The 13,425-nt window shown below is 59.5% G+C and carries 16 protein-coding genes; 4 read left to right on the top strand and 12 right to left on the bottom strand.

Going from position 1 to position 13,425, the window contains the following annotated elements:
* The first annotated feature begins 33 nt into the window (after positions 1-33).
* Positions 34-1,053 carry a DUF4917 family protein gene (locus tag PMA3_RS22795; RefSeq protein ID WP_064679300.1) on the top strand — a complete coding sequence of 340 codons (1,020 nt, stop codon included), beginning with the start codon at positions 34-36 and terminating at the stop codon, positions 1,051-1,053.
* A gap of 134 nt (positions 1,054-1,187) precedes the next feature.
* Here PMA3_RS22795 and PMA3_RS22800 read toward each other — a convergent pair whose 3' ends face one another.
* The 3 genes from PMA3_RS22800 to PMA3_RS22810 all read right to left on the bottom strand — a co-directional run bounded on the left by PMA3_RS22800 (position 1,188) and on the right by PMA3_RS22810 (position 2,615).
* Entirely contained in the window at positions 1,188-1,532 is a 345-nt protein-coding gene (locus PMA3_RS22800; protein WP_064679301.1) for a YegP family protein, read from the bottom strand.
* Between the two features lie 181 nt (positions 1,533-1,713).
* The gene (locus tag PMA3_RS22805) at positions 1,714-2,019 is read right to left on the bottom strand and encodes a ribbon-helix-helix domain-containing protein (RefSeq protein ID WP_064679302.1); all 306 of its coding nucleotides are present in this window, start codon (positions 2,017-2,019) and stop codon (positions 1,714-1,716) included.
* A gap of 14 nt (positions 2,020-2,033) precedes the next feature.
* On the bottom strand, positions 2,034-2,615 hold the full coding sequence (locus PMA3_RS22810; RefSeq protein ID WP_064679303.1) for a DJ-1/PfpI family protein: 582 nt from the start codon (positions 2,613-2,615) through the stop codon (positions 2,034-2,036).
* A gap of 317 nt (positions 2,616-2,932) precedes the next feature.
* Here PMA3_RS22810 and PMA3_RS22815 point away from each other — a divergent pair, with 317 nt between their 5' ends.
* Entirely contained in the window at positions 2,933-3,823 is an 891-nt protein-coding gene (locus PMA3_RS22815) for a DMT family transporter (RefSeq protein WP_064679304.1), read from the top strand.
* 64 nt (positions 3,824-3,887) lie between these two features.
* Here the strand turns inward: PMA3_RS22815 and PMA3_RS22820 are convergent, their stop codons facing one another.
* The 3 genes from PMA3_RS22820 to PMA3_RS22830 all read right to left on the bottom strand — a co-directional run bounded on the left by PMA3_RS22820 (position 3,888) and on the right by PMA3_RS22830 (position 5,869).
* Positions 3,888-5,093 (bottom strand): class I SAM-dependent methyltransferase, encoded by a 1,206-nt coding sequence (locus PMA3_RS22820; protein ID WP_064679305.1) that lies wholly within the window; start codon positions 5,091-5,093, stop codon positions 3,888-3,890.
* Between the two features lie 132 nt (positions 5,094-5,225).
* The gene (locus PMA3_RS22825; RefSeq protein WP_064679306.1) at positions 5,226-5,588 is read right to left on the bottom strand and encodes a hypothetical protein; all 363 of its coding nucleotides are present in this window, start codon (positions 5,586-5,588) and stop codon (positions 5,226-5,228) included.
* Positions 5,585-5,869: an Ogr/Delta-like zinc finger protein gene (locus PMA3_RS22830; protein ID WP_064679307.1), complete on the bottom strand. Its 285-nt coding sequence runs from the start codon at positions 5,867-5,869 to the stop codon at positions 5,585-5,587. The genes PMA3_RS22825 and PMA3_RS22830 overlap by 4 nt, the downstream gene beginning before the upstream one ends.
* A gap of 300 nt (positions 5,870-6,169) precedes the next feature.
* Between PMA3_RS22830 and PMA3_RS22835 the strand changes: the two genes are divergently transcribed.
* Entirely contained in the window at positions 6,170-6,595 is a 426-nt protein-coding gene (locus tag PMA3_RS22835; protein ID WP_082930401.1) for a helix-turn-helix domain-containing protein, read from the top strand.
* Between the two features lie 144 nt (positions 6,596-6,739).
* Here the strand turns inward: PMA3_RS22835 and PMA3_RS22840 are convergent, their stop codons facing one another.
* The 5 genes from PMA3_RS22840 to PMA3_RS22855 form a co-directional block, all read right to left on the bottom strand.
* A complete protein-coding gene (locus PMA3_RS22840; protein WP_064679308.1) occupies positions 6,740-7,096 on the bottom strand; it encodes a putative holin in 357 nt (118 codons plus the stop codon).
* Entirely contained in the window at positions 7,083-7,385 is a 303-nt protein-coding gene (locus tag PMA3_RS31080; RefSeq protein ID WP_082930402.1) for a helix-turn-helix domain-containing protein, read from the bottom strand. The genes PMA3_RS22840 and PMA3_RS31080 overlap by 14 nt, the downstream gene beginning before the upstream one ends.
* Before the next feature lie 138 nt (positions 7,386-7,523).
* Positions 7,524-8,141 (bottom strand): TPM domain-containing protein, encoded by a 618-nt coding sequence (locus PMA3_RS22845; RefSeq protein ID WP_064679309.1) that lies wholly within the window; start codon positions 8,139-8,141, stop codon positions 7,524-7,526.
* A gap of 43 nt (positions 8,142-8,184) precedes the next feature.
* The gene (locus PMA3_RS22850; RefSeq protein WP_064679310.1) at positions 8,185-8,943 is read right to left on the bottom strand and encodes a TPM domain-containing protein; all 759 of its coding nucleotides are present in this window, start codon (positions 8,941-8,943) and stop codon (positions 8,185-8,187) included.
* Positions 8,944-8,986: 43 nt separating this feature from the next.
* A complete protein-coding gene (locus PMA3_RS22855) occupies positions 8,987-9,598 on the bottom strand; it encodes a LemA family protein (protein WP_064679311.1) in 612 nt (203 codons plus the stop codon).
* 237 nt (positions 9,599-9,835) lie between these two features.
* Here PMA3_RS22855 and bglX point away from each other — a divergent pair, with 237 nt between their 5' ends.
* Positions 9,836-12,127: a beta-glucosidase BglX gene (gene bglX, locus PMA3_RS22860; RefSeq protein ID WP_064679312.1), complete on the top strand. Its 2,292-nt coding sequence runs from the start codon at positions 9,836-9,838 to the stop codon at positions 12,125-12,127.
* 140 nt (positions 12,128-12,267) lie between these two features.
* Here bglX and PMA3_RS22865 read toward each other — a convergent pair whose 3' ends face one another.
* The gene (locus PMA3_RS22865; RefSeq protein ID WP_064679313.1) at positions 12,268-13,425 is read right to left on the bottom strand and encodes a phospholipase D-like domain-containing protein; all 1,158 of its coding nucleotides are present in this window, start codon (positions 13,423-13,425) and stop codon (positions 12,268-12,270) included.

The raw sequence follows: 13,425 nt of genomic DNA on the forward strand, positions 1-13,425 counted from the left end.
ATCAGACCTTTTGCTTTGAGACGCCGAATTGCAATGACCGATTTCCAGGATGTCGACGCCCAACTTGAAGACTGGAACGCCTTGCGCGGCACCGGCTCGTTCAGCGGCCTGCTGGTGGGCAATGGCGCCAGCCGCGCAGTGTGGGATGACTTCGGTTATGACTCGCTGTTTGAAAACGCCCGCACCGTCGAAGAAAAACCGATGAGCCAGTCCGAACTGAGCGTGTTCGACGCCATGCAAACGCGCAGCTTCGAGCAGGTGCTCAGTGCGTTGAAAATCACCAGCCGGGTCAACAAGGCCCTGGCCGTCAGCTCTGCCGCGCCGCGTAATCGCTATTACGCGATCAAGGAAGCGCTGATCAATACCGTGCATGCGGTGCACATTCCGTGGCGTTTGGTGGTGCCTTCGACTCTGGCGACGATCAATCGGGAGCTGGGCAATTATCGGACGGTATTCACCACCAACTACGATTTGCTCAATTACTGGGCGATCCAGCACCAGCCGGATGCAATCACTGATCTGTTCCAGGGTGCCGAGCCAAGATTCGACCTGAGCGTCACGGCCACCGATAAAACCCGGCTGCTGTACCTGCACGGGGGCCTGCATCTGGTGCGTAACCAGGACGGCACGGCACGCAAGCTGATGTCGACCGAGGGCACCCTGCTCGGCAGTTTCGCCATCAACAACACGATCAAGACCCTCGACGATGTGCCGCTGTTCGTCAACGAAGGGCCGGCTCAGGACAAGCTCAAGACCATTCGCAGCTCGGATTATCTGTCGTTCTGCTATGACCAGTTACTGGGGCATGGCGATGGGTTGTGCATCTTCGGCCATGCGTTGGGCGAGCAGGACAGCCACATCATCCATGCGTTGCGTCAGGCGAAACCGAAGCGCGTGGCGGTTTCGATTTATCCGCGCAACAAGGCGTTCATCCAGCATCAGAAGCGGCATTACGCGAAGGTGTTCGAGGGGACGGGGGTTGAGTTGCGGTTTTTTGATTCGAAGACCCATGCGCTGGGGAGCCCGAAGCTCACGGTTCCAGTCGAAGTTTAGCGGCGACGCGGCTGCCCCGGCAGGCGCTGGTTTGTCGGATCGCCGCATCGCAGAGAAGGCGATCTTTAGATCACCGCAAAATCCAGCGGCCTCTTCGCCGGCAAGCCGGCTCCTGCAGAAGGATTGTGGGGTAGTTAGAGCACCGGCAACGTCTTGTCCTTGATCACCTTGGTGGAGCCATTGGCCTTCACACTGGCGATGCCTTTTTCCATCGCGGCATCGGAAGGGTAAGCCTCGCTGCTGCCAATCGTCTCGTGGTTAGCGGCCTTGAGATTGAAGTAAGGATGGCCATCCCGGGTGGTTTTCTTTTCGTAGCGTTCATCCAGCGGGCTATTGGCCTGAACGGATGCGATACCTTTGTCGGCAGCGGCGTGGGTGGTGTACAGCTCGCTGGTCAGAATGGTTTCGGCGTTGGCGGCCTTCAGGACAAATTTGAACTGACCATTGCTGCTTTTGCTCACTTCGTACCATCCAGACATGTTCGTGCTCCTTGGTGATTGAGAGGTTTCGCGTTTCAGAGTAAAGACCAGGCCAGGATTTTTGTCGCCTGTACCGACGCCTTCGCGGGCAAGCCCGCTCCCACAATGACCGGCGTACACAAATCTACTGTGGGAGCGGGCTTGCCCGCGAAAGGGCCGGCATGGTCACCGCAAAACCACCCTACTTCACCCCCGCCCGCACCACCGACAACGCCGGCACCTGCCCCCGTCGCTGACTCAGGTATCGCGTACAGCTCACCCGCAAAAACGAAGCAAAATTGACCACCTCACCGCGATAATCCATCACCTCTTCATACAGTTTGGCGATCAACTGATTGGTGGTCATGCCGTCGACCTCGGCGATTTCGCTGAGGATGTCCCAGAACTGATTCTCCAGGCGCAAGGTGGTGACCACCCCACGGATACGCAGCGAGCGGGAGCGCGATTCGTAGAGAATCGGATCGGCTTTGACGTAGAGCTCGCACATGCACAGGTTCCTCGTTACAGCGTGATTTTGGTGCCCAGCAATCCGAGAAAACCGGCCAGCCAGCTCGGGTGGGCCGGCCAGGCCGGGGCGGTGGCCAGATTGCCTTGAACATGACCTTGAGTCACCGGGATATCGATGAACGTACCGCCCGCCAGCCGCACTTCCGGGGCGCACGCCGGGTAGGCGCTGCATTCGCGACCTTCCAGAATGCCCGCCGCCGCCAGCAACTGCGCGCCGTGACACACGGCAGCGATCGGTTTGCCGGCCTTGTCGAACGCTCGCACCAGTTCCAGGACTTTTTCGTTCAGGCGCAGGTACTCCGGCGCACGACCGCCCGGTACCAGCAGGGCGTCGTAATCGGTTTCGGCCACCTTGGCAAAATCGAAGTTCAGGGCAAACAGGTGGCCGGGTTTTTCACTGTACGTCTGGTCGCCTTCGAAATCATGGATGGCTGTGCGCACGGTCTGGCCGGCGGTTTTGTCCGGGCAAACGGCGTGCACCGTATGACCGACCATCAGCAGTGCCTGGAAGGGCACCATCACTTCATAGTCCTCGACGTAATCGCCGACCAGCATCAGGATTTTCTTGGCAGCCATGGGGTGAACTCCTCTGGGGAACAGGTGGGTTTGCAGGAGTATTCAAGGTAGTCCTTATCCGGGGGGGTGGGTAATAACCAGCTACTACCTGATAGACCGCGTTATCGCTCTTCGTCGGATCGCCGCCCGGACCAAGCCACGATCCCACAGGTTTTGCATCGGCCGTAAGAACGACACAGAACCTGTGGGAGCGTGGCTTGCCCGCGATAGCGTCCTCAAACTGTACGGATAATTCCGCGTTCAGCTGTAACAGAGCAACGTCCTTGGTTTATGGCTAGATGAAGGCCTTCCCGCCCCCCTGAATTCTGGTCGCCATCATGTCCTCGCGCGAAAATACCGGCATGGCCCTCGGCCTGCTTGGCGTTGTGATCTTCAGCCTCACTCTGCCCTTCACACGGATCGTCGTGCAGGAACTCCATCCGTTGCTCAACGGCCTGGGCCGTGCACTGTTCGCGGCGGTTCCGGCGGCGATGCTATTGCTGTGGCGTCGGGAACAATGGCCCACATGGAAACAGGTCAAGGGGTTGAGCCTGGTGATTGCCGGAGTGATCCTCGGCTTCCCGGTTCTCTCGGCCTGGGCCATGCAGACCTTGCCGGCGTCCCACGGCGCGCTGGTCAATGGTTTGCAACCGCTGTGCGTGGCGCTGTATGCCGCCTGGTTGTCCCATGAACGACCGTCGAAAGCCTTCTGGGCCTGCGCCGCACTGGGCAGCGCGCTGGTGCTCGGGTATGCGTTGATCAGCGGAGCCGGCAGCATTCAGGCCGGTGATTTGCTGATGCTGGGGGCGATCGCCGTGGGTGGCCTGGGGTATGCCGAAGGCGGCCGGTTGGCCAAGGAGATGGGCGGCTGGCAGGTGATCTGCTGGGCACTGGTGCTGTCGACCCCGCTGCTGATCGGCCCGGTGCTGTACCTGGCGCTGCAACATCAGGGCGAGATTTCGACCAGGACCTGGTGGGCGTTCGGTTACGTCTCGCTGTTTTCGCAGTTCATCGGCTTCTTTGCCTGGTACGCCGGGCTGGCCATGGGCGGCATTGCCCGGGTCAGTCAGATCCAGCTGTTGCAGATCTTCTTCACCATCGCGTTTTCGGCGTTGTTCTTCGGGGAGCACGTCGAGCCGATTACCTGGCTGTTTGCCGCGGGGGTGATCTTGACCGTGATACTGGGGCGCAAGACGGCAATCAAACCTGCCCGGATTGCCACCGCATGATCCTGGAGCCGGCCTGGCGAAGGCGATCGGCGCGGACACCTTTGCCAGGCCCGCTCCTACAGGGTCAGAGGTAGCCGTCAGCCCGCAACAGGGATTCCAGGCAATGCTCGCTGATGTGATAGAAATCCTTCAGTTCCTGAATCTTCACCAACAGCTGAGCCGGGTCCACCGGTTCGGCGCGCTTGACCGCCAGGATCATCTTGTTCTTGTTGGTGTGCTCCAGTGAAATGAACTCGAAGACCTTGGTTTCATAACCGCAGGCTTCCAGGAACAGCGCACGCAAACTGTCGGTGACCATTTCCGCCTGCTGGCCCAAGTGCAGGCCGTATTGCAGCATCGGCTTGAGCAGCGCCGGGCTCTGGATCTGCAGGCGGATCTGCTTGTGGCAACACGGCGAGCACATGATGATCGAGGCCCCGGAACGAATGCCGGTGTGGATCGCATAGTCGGTAGCGACGTCGCAGGCATGCAGCGCGATCATCACGTCCAGTTCGCTCGGCGCAACGCTGCGCACATCACCGCATTTGAACACCAGACCCGGATGCTCCAGCCTTGCAGCCGCGGTGTTGCACAGGGTGACCATGTCTTCACGCAACTCGACCCCGGTCACCTCGCCTTCGGCTTTCAAGGTATTGCGCAGATAGTCGTGGATCGCGAACGTCAAATAACCCTTGCCCGAACCGAAATCCGCAACGCGAACCGGCTTGTCCAGCGCCAGGGGCGACGAAGTCAGCGCGTGGCTGAAGACTTCGATGAATTTGTTGATCTGCTTCCACTTGCGCGACATCGCCGGGATCAGCTCATGTTGCTTGTTGGTCACGCCGAGGTCGGCAAGGAAGGGTCGGCTCAGGTCGAGGAAGCGGTTTTTCTCGCGGTTGTGCTCGGCGGACGGCACTTCGCGTAATTGCTGAGGTTTGCTCTTGAATAGCGAAGACTTGCCCTTTTTGCTGTATTCGAGCTGGACTTCGTCAGTCAGTGCCAGCAAATGCGCATTTTTGAACGAGGCCGGCAGCAACCCGGCGATGGTCGCGATGCCTTCGGCAAGCGCCAGGTTCTTGGTGATGTCGCGGGTCTTGTAACGGTAGACGAACGACAGGCAGGGCTGATCCTTGACCATCAATTGCTTGATGATCAGCCGCTGCAGGTCTGTCTCGGTGCCAACGTACTTGGCCAGCACCAGCTTGATGAAAGCGTTCTGCTTCAGACTGGTCGCCAACAGGTCGATAAACTGCGCGTGATGATCCTGCGTGAGGCTGGCGGTAACGGACATGTAAAAGACGTCTCGGCGTGGAAAATCGGGGAATGAACGGCATTTTAAGGGGGATAGGGGTTTTCGGCACGGGGTTATTTTGCGACAGGTCCCGGCCACGCCCTCCAGGACCTGAACTCCCCCACTGAACCCTCAGGGTTCCACCAACCGCAGTTTACGGTTGGCGGGCGAGTTGATGACGTACTTGACAATCAACCCCACCGGTACCGCCCAGGTCAGGCCGTTGGCCGGATCGGTGACCACGGCGACGGTTTCGGAGCTGGCCGAGATGTCCAGACGCCGGCGATCATGGCTGGACTTGAGCACACCATAGGCATGGCTGACCAACCTTTGCGCCAAATGCATTGGCACGTCGATACTTACCAGGTGCTTCACCGCACGACAGAACAGCACCTGATCATCGATCCATCCGTCGCCCTCATGGCGGGCCAGAAATGCCTGGGCGATGGCCAGCAACTCCTCATTCAAGGCCTGGCTTTCATCGCCTTCCTTCATGCCAGTGACTCCTGTGGCGTTTCCGCCAGCGGGGTCGTCTCCGCGACAGGCCGGGCGGCGCGACGCAGGTCGGCCCCCGCGCAGGGCAAGTGCACGGCCGGATTGGGCATGCCACTGGGCGAAAGTTCATGGGTCATTTCGAACTCGGCCCGAACCGACCAGCCGCACGCCTCCGACGTACATTGTAAATACGCCACCCGCAGGAAAATATGACGCCCCTCACTGGTACGAATACGCATCCGGCTCAAGCAGTGCGGACACACCATTTTATAGGTACTCATGCTTGACTCCCGGCGGTGATCGGGTGGCAATCAACAGGAGCAGACGCAATACTGCTTGAAACATTGATCACCCCGCCCCGATCTTGCAAATAACGACGGCCAGACAAAAGGAAGTGCGATAAGCGGCTCCGTATCAGGCACGAGTCAAGCTCGTAGGAAATCACCCTGATACCATTAGGAAGTTTCGACATCGTATTGTTCTGATTCATAGTTGACAATTGAACACTCACAAGAAAAAAAGTACGCACTATGCGTAATCTAGACACTCAAAATGCATGTGTCAAAAGGAAGAGGCTAGAATTGAGTAGCAAAAAATCACAAGATGTCCTGACTCGTCTGAAGCTGATAACCGGCACCAAAACCGATGCCTCATTATCTACCGCGCTGCAGGTCAGCCCTCAAACACTGAGTAGCTGGAAAGGACGCGACAGCACACCATACTCATTATGCGTAGATATCGCACAAACGCGCGGCATCTCGCTGGATTGGCTGTTACTGGGTGAAGGCCCCATCCTGCGACATACACTGGCCGCTTCCGCCGATGACACTCAAGAAAGCAAAACCCGGGAAAACACTATTCTCGCGCTCTGGCGATTGCTCGGCGAAGATGATCGCTGCGCCATACAACATGCACTGGAAGAAAAATGGCGACTGCGCGATATGGAGCTCAAACTGTCGGAAATGACCTCCATCCTCGCCGCACTACAGCATTCGAACGACGCATGAAGCCCCCCTGTAATCCGCCATTTCGCTACGTCAAGGCATCCCACAACAGCATGATGTCGTCACGCTGATAACTGGCAAACCTGAACGCGCTCAGCAATTGAGCCACACCGATGACGAAGACCAGCGCGATCATTTCATCCCCCATCATCGCCGTCCTCGCAAGTGTCGAATGATTTCGCCGATACCGGCCCCGTCAACCCACTGCATCAGCTTGACGCTGATCGGGATGACGATCAGTGCGCAGAAAAAGGCGGTCACGCCTTCGGTCAAGAACGGGGCCAACTGCAATGCAACAGGGGTGAACAGATAGCCGACGCCCGCCGACAGCAACCAGGAGCCTAGACGTTGCCAGGACTTGAAATGGCTCCCGGTCGTTGTGACAAGCCATGCGCCCAGCGCCGCACCGAACAGCGCTTCGCCATCGATCGAGGGCAGCGTCGCGATGCCCAATCCCAGCATGAGCCCACTGAGGCTGTTGTAGATCGAGTCAGTGAGGTTCATGGGCGCCTCGCGAATTGATCTCTTCGATAACAATGACGCCTGTCTCGATGGCTTTGAGCAAAGCGGTCCTGCGTGAGCTGACGGAAAATTTGCGGCGGATATTGGAGAAGTGAAAATTGATCGTGGATACCGAGCAATGCTGAATCATGGCGATCTCCCAGGAAGTTTTCCCTTGGTAGCACCAGATCAGGGCTTGCTTCTCTTTTGCGGTCAGTCGGGCCGATGGGTCATTACCTGCGCCACCGGGTACTGCACAGTTAAAAGAGTCGAACGGTTGATGTGTTGACATGACAAGAACTCCCTCTATGTCAGAACACCCGTTACCGGGCGCTCACTGTTAGAGAGAGATGTTGAAGATTGGCCTGCACTCAAACAACTTGCCGGGGTTGTAGCGTCGCGCGCTACACAAACGGACCTGCGCAGGTCCTCAGCCAAGCACCACCAACCGGTTGGGCAACTCATTGCGCACATGGGTCACCGGCACATGCACCTTGAGCAATTCGCCGCAGGCGTCGACGCAGGTGACAAACCCCTGCAAGGTCTGCCCCTGTTTCACCTGCTCAGTGAACGCCGTCACAATCGTGTCCCAGTTCGAGTTATCCAGGCGCTTCGAAATGCCCTCATCCACCAGAATCTCGACATAGCGCTCGGCCTCCGAGACAAAAATCAACATGCCGGTGCTGCCCAGTGTGTGGTGCAGGTTTTGCTCAAGGAACTGCCGACGGGCCAGGTTCGAGGCGCGCCAGTGACGCACCGAGCGCGGGATCAGGTGCGTAGTGACTTTGGGAATCCGAAACAACAGGCACAGCACGATGAAGGAGCCCCATTGCACCAGCAGCAGGCTGTGCAGGGTCAGCCATCCGGTCAGGTAGTGCACGACACCGGGCACCACCAGCGCCAGCAGACTGGCCCAGAGCAACGGGATGTAGGCGTAGTCGTCGGCGCGGGCCGCGAGCACTGTCACCAGTTCGGCGTCGGTGTCGCGCTCGACCCGGGCAATCGCCTCGGCGACTTTGCGTTGTTCGTGTTCGGTCAGTAATGCCATGTTGAAAATGCCTGCTCGCTAATGTTTTTTACCGCCAGCGTCATCACCAGCCGCCCGACGAACCGCCGCCGCCGAAACTGCCCCCACCGCCACTGAAGCCCCCGCCGCCGCCACCAAAACCGCCACCGCCACCGCCAAACCCGCCTCCCGAGCTGCCTCGGCCACCACCGCCACCACTGGGCAGGATACCGAGCATCTGGCAGACGAAAATCGTCAGGATGAACAGCATCACCAGAAACACCAACAACCCCGGATGCCGCGAAACGAAGTCGCTGTCCTGATCGCCCCGGGGTTCAAAGACCGTGGACGGCTCATCCAGCGGGTTACCCCCCAACACCACCAGCATCGCCGCGACCCCGTCGCTGATACCCTTGCTGAAGTTGCCGGCCTTGAACGCCGGGGTGGTCACCTGATTGATGATCACCGAACTCTGCGCATCGGTCAGGCGCTCCTCCAGACCATAACCGACCTCGATGCGCAATCTGCGCTCGGCCCGGGCGACGATCAGCAACGCGCCGTTGTTCTTGTCCTTCTGGCCGATTCCCCAGTGGCGCCCGAGCTGATAACCGAAGTCCGCGATGTCAGTGCCCTGCAGATCCGGCAACGTGACCACCACCAACTGCTCACCGGTAGCCTTTTCATGGGCGTCGAGCTGCTGGATGAGCTGTTCGCGCACCGACGGCTCGATCATTGCGGCGTTGTCCACCACCCGCCCGGTCAGTTGCGGAAACTTCAATTCGGCCTGGGCCGTCAGGGCCAGCACCCAGAGCAACAGCACCAGGCCAACTTTCATCAAACGCATTGGCAACCTCATCCATGGTGACGCACCCAACCTGAACCGGCGCTTACTGGAATTTCACTTCCGGCGCTTTTTGCGCATCGGCGCTGGTGGCCTCGAAGGTCTCGCGCACAGGTAGGTCGCTATACATCACCGTGTGCCACAGGCGACCAGGGAAGGTGCGAATTTCGGTGTTGTACTTTTGCACCGCCAGAATGAAATCCCGTCGGGCCACGGCGATGCGGTTCTCGGTGCCTTCAAGCTGCGATTGCAACGCGAGGAAGTTCTGGTTGGCCTTGAGATCCGGATAGCGCTCGACGACCACCATCAAACGACTCAATGCGCCGGTCAGCTGATCCTGGGCCTGCTGGAACTGTTTAAGTTTCTCCGGGTTGTCCAGGGTGTTGGCATCGACCTGAATCGAAGTCGCCTTGGCCCGGGCTTCGACCACCGCGGTCAAGGTCTCCTGTTCATGCTGCGCATAGCCCTTGACCGTTTCCACCAGGTTGGGGATCAGGTCGGCGCGGCGCTGGTACTGGTTCTGCACCTGGCCCCAGGCGGCTTTGGCCTGTTCGTCGAGGGTCGGAATATTGTTGATGCCGCAGCCGGCCAGCAAGGCGCTCAGCAACATCAAGGCTGCCAGCTGCAGGCGGGTCCGATAGTGGTGTCGTACGTTCATCTGGTTGACGCTCCCTTGCACATTCCGTTGAAAAAACAACCTGCGAACTTTGAAGACGGCTCTTGGGGCATAATCTGCGCCGCCACTGGATTGCATCGAGCCAATGGGCTAAAAGATGCCCCAGCGCTAAAACACTATAGAACTGTGCTGCATTTACCTGAACAACAATAGTCGCTCCCTAAATTTTGGCTGACCGGCGCGTATTCACTGCCGTTTAGGCTTTAGAGAAAACCATTCATGAAGAAGCTGTGTTTGCTGGGCCTGTTCGTCAGCCTGGCCAGTCATACCGTATTGGCCGCCACGACGCCCGCACCTCTGGAGAACAAGGACGCCTTCGTCAGCAACCTGATGAAGCAAATGACCCTCGATGAAAAAATCGGCCAGCTGCGCCTGATCAGCATAGGCCCGGAAATGCCCCGGGAGCTGATCCGCCAGGAAATCGCCGCCGGCAACATCGGCGGCACGTTCAACTCGATCACCCGCCCGGAAAACCGTCCGATGCAGGACGCGGCCATGCGCAGCCGGCTGAAGATCCCGATGTTCTTCGCCTACGATGTGATCCACGGCCACCGCACCATTTTCCCGATTCCGATAGCCTTGGCGTCGAGCTGGGACATGGACGCCATCGGCCTGTCCGGGCGCATCGCCGCCAAAGAAGCCGCGGCGGACAGCCTCGACATCACCTTCGCGCCGATGGTCGACATCTCCCGCGACCCACGCTGGGGCCGCACCTCCGAAGGCTTCGGCGAAGACACTTACCTGGTGTCGCGCATCGCCGGCGTCATGGTCAAAGCCTTCCAGGGCGCGGGCGCAAACGCGGCCGACAGCATCATGGCCAGCGTCAAGCACTTTGCCTTGTACGGCGCGGTCGAGGGCGGTCGCGACTACAACATCGTCGACATGAGCCCGGTCAAGATGTACCAGGACTACCTGCCGCCGTACCGCGCCGCGATCGACGCCGGAGCCGGTGGGGTGATGGTTGCGCTGAACTCGATCAACGGCGTGCCGGCCACCGCCGACACCTGGCTGATGAATGACCTGTTGCGCCAGCAATGGGGCTTCAAGGGCCTGGCCGTCAGCGACCACGGGGCGATTTTCGAACTGATCAAGCACGGCGTAGCCCGTGACGGTCGAGAAGCCGCGAAGCTCGCCATCAAGGCCGGCATCCACATGAGCATGAACGACACGCTCTATGGCAAGGAACTGCCAGTGTTGCTGAAGGCCGGCGAGATCCAGCAGAGCGACATCGACAATGCCGTGCGTGCCGTGCTGGGGGCCAAATACGACATGGGCCTGTTCAAGGACCCGTACCTGCGCATCGGCAAGGCCGAGGATGACCCGGTCGACACCTACGCCGACAGCCGCCTGCACCGCGCAGAGGCCCGCGACGTTGCGCGCCGCAGTATGATATTGCTGAAGAACCGGGGCGAAACCCTGCCCCTGAAGAAAACCGCGAAAATCGCCCTGGTCGGCCCGCTGGCCAAGGCGCCGATCGACATGATGGGCAGCTGGGCGGCCGCGGGCCGGCCGGCTCAATCGGTGACCCTGTTCGACGGCATGACCCATGCGTTGGGCGCACAGTCGACGCTGATCTATGCCCGTGGCGCCAACATCACCAGCGACAAGAAAGTTCTCGACTACCTGAACTTCCTGAATTTCGATGCCCCGGAAGTGGTAGACGATCCACGCTCGGCGCAAGTGCTGATCGACGAGGCCGTGAAGGCCGCCAAGGATGCCGATGTCGTCGTCGCGGCAGTGGGCGAATCCCGTGGCATGTCCCATGAATCGTCGAGCCGTACCGACCTGAATATTCCGGTCAACCAGCGCGAGCTGATCAAGGCATTGAAAGCCACGGGCAAACCGCTGGTACTGGTGTTGATGAACGGCCGGCCGCTGTCGATTCTCGAAGAAAAGGAACAAGCTGACGCGATCCTGGAAACCTGGTTCAGCGGCACCGAAGGCGGCAATGCCATCGCCGACGTGCTGTTCGGCGACTACAACCCGTCGGGCAAATTGCCGATCACCGTCCCGCGCTCGGTGGGTCAGATTCCGACCTACTACAACCACCTGAGCATCGGCCGGCCGTTCACGCCGGGCAAACCGGGCAACTACACCTCGCAGTATTTCGATGACACCACAGGCCCCCTGTTCCCGTTCGGTTTTGGCTTGAGCTACACCGACTTCAGCCTGACTGACATGGCCTTGTCCTCGACCACGCTGAACAAGACGGGCAAGCTCGACGCCAGCGTCATGGTGAAAAACACCGGCAAGCGCGACGGCGAAACCGTGGTGCAGTTGTACATCCAGGACGTGACCGGCTCGATGATCCGACCGGTCAAGGAATTGAAGAATTTCCAGAAAATCATGCTCAAGGCCGGTGAACAGAAAGTCGTGCGTTTCACCATCACCGAGGATGACCTGAAGTTCTTCAACGCCCGGCTCAAGTACGCAGCGGAACCGGGCAAGTTCAATGTGCAGATCGGCCTGGATTCCCAGGATGTGACGCAGCAGAGTTTTGAATTGCTGTAACCGTCCAAACACTGCAAAAACCTGTGGGAGCGAGCTTGCTCGCGATGAGGCCGTAACATCCAACATCTATGTTGACTGTTACACCGCCATCGCGAGCAAGCTCGCTCCCACAGTGATTCTGGGGTGTTGCGGAAATTGGGTCAGCCCCGCCGATCCAGCACGTTCACCACCAACCGATCCACCCACCCCCACACCCTCTGCTTCACCCGGCGCCACAATGGCCGGCGTTGCCACGCCTCGAGGCTGACCTCCTGGCTCAGGGCAAAGTCCTGCTCGAAACTCGCCGCCACCGCACGTGTCAGCCCTGCATCCAGTGCTTCAAGGTTGGCTTCCAGGTTGAAACGCAGATTCCAGTGATCGAAATTGCACGAGCCGATACTCACCCAATCATCGACCAGCACCATTTTCAGGTGCAGGAAACACGGCTGGTATTCGAAGATTTTCACCCCGGACTTGAGCAATCGCGGGTAGTAGCGATGCCCGGCGTAGCGCACCGATGGGTGATCGGTACGCGGCCCGGTCAGCAGCAGGCGCACATCGACGCCGCGGGCGGCCGCCCGGCGCAGTGAGCGACGGACTTTCCAGGTCGGCAAGAAATAAGGGGTGGCCAGCCAGATCCGCCGCTGGCCACTGTTCAGTGCGCGAACCAGCGATTGCAGGATGTCCCGGTGCTGACGGGCGTCGGCATAAGCGACCCGGCCCATGCCCTCGCCCATGGCCGGCACGCGCGGCAAACGCGGCAAGCCGAAGTTCGACGCCGGTTTCCAGGCACGGCGATGACGGTTGGCAATCCACTGACGATCGAACAGCAACTGCCAGTCGATGACCAGCGGGCCGCTGATTGCCACCATCACTTCATGCCATTCGCTGGTGTCTTCTCCCGGCGTCCAGAATTCATCGGTGACACCAGTGCCGCCGACGACCGCCAGACACTGGTCGACCAGCAACAGCTTGCGGTGATCGCGGTAGAAATTGCCGACCCAGCGTCGCCAGCTCAGACGATTGTAGAAACGCAGCTCGACACCCGCCGTCGTCAGCCGCTGTCGCATGGTCAGCGTGAACGCCAGACTGCCGTAATCATCGAACAGGCAACGTACCCGCACCCCACGCTCGGCGGCCTGGACCAGCGCCTGGACCATGGCCTCGGCACAGGCGCCCGCCTCCACCAGGTACAGCTCCAGTTCTACCTGTTCTTCGGCGCGGGCAATCGCCACCAGCATCCGGGGGAAAAACTGAGGGCCGTCGATCAGCAGTTCAAACGCATTGCCTTCACGCCAGGGGAAAATTGCGCCGGCCAT

The organism is Pseudomonas silesiensis (assembly GCF_001661075.1).
Classification (GTDB): domain Bacteria; phylum Pseudomonadota; class Gammaproteobacteria; order Pseudomonadales; family Pseudomonadaceae; genus Aquipseudomonas; species Aquipseudomonas silesiensis.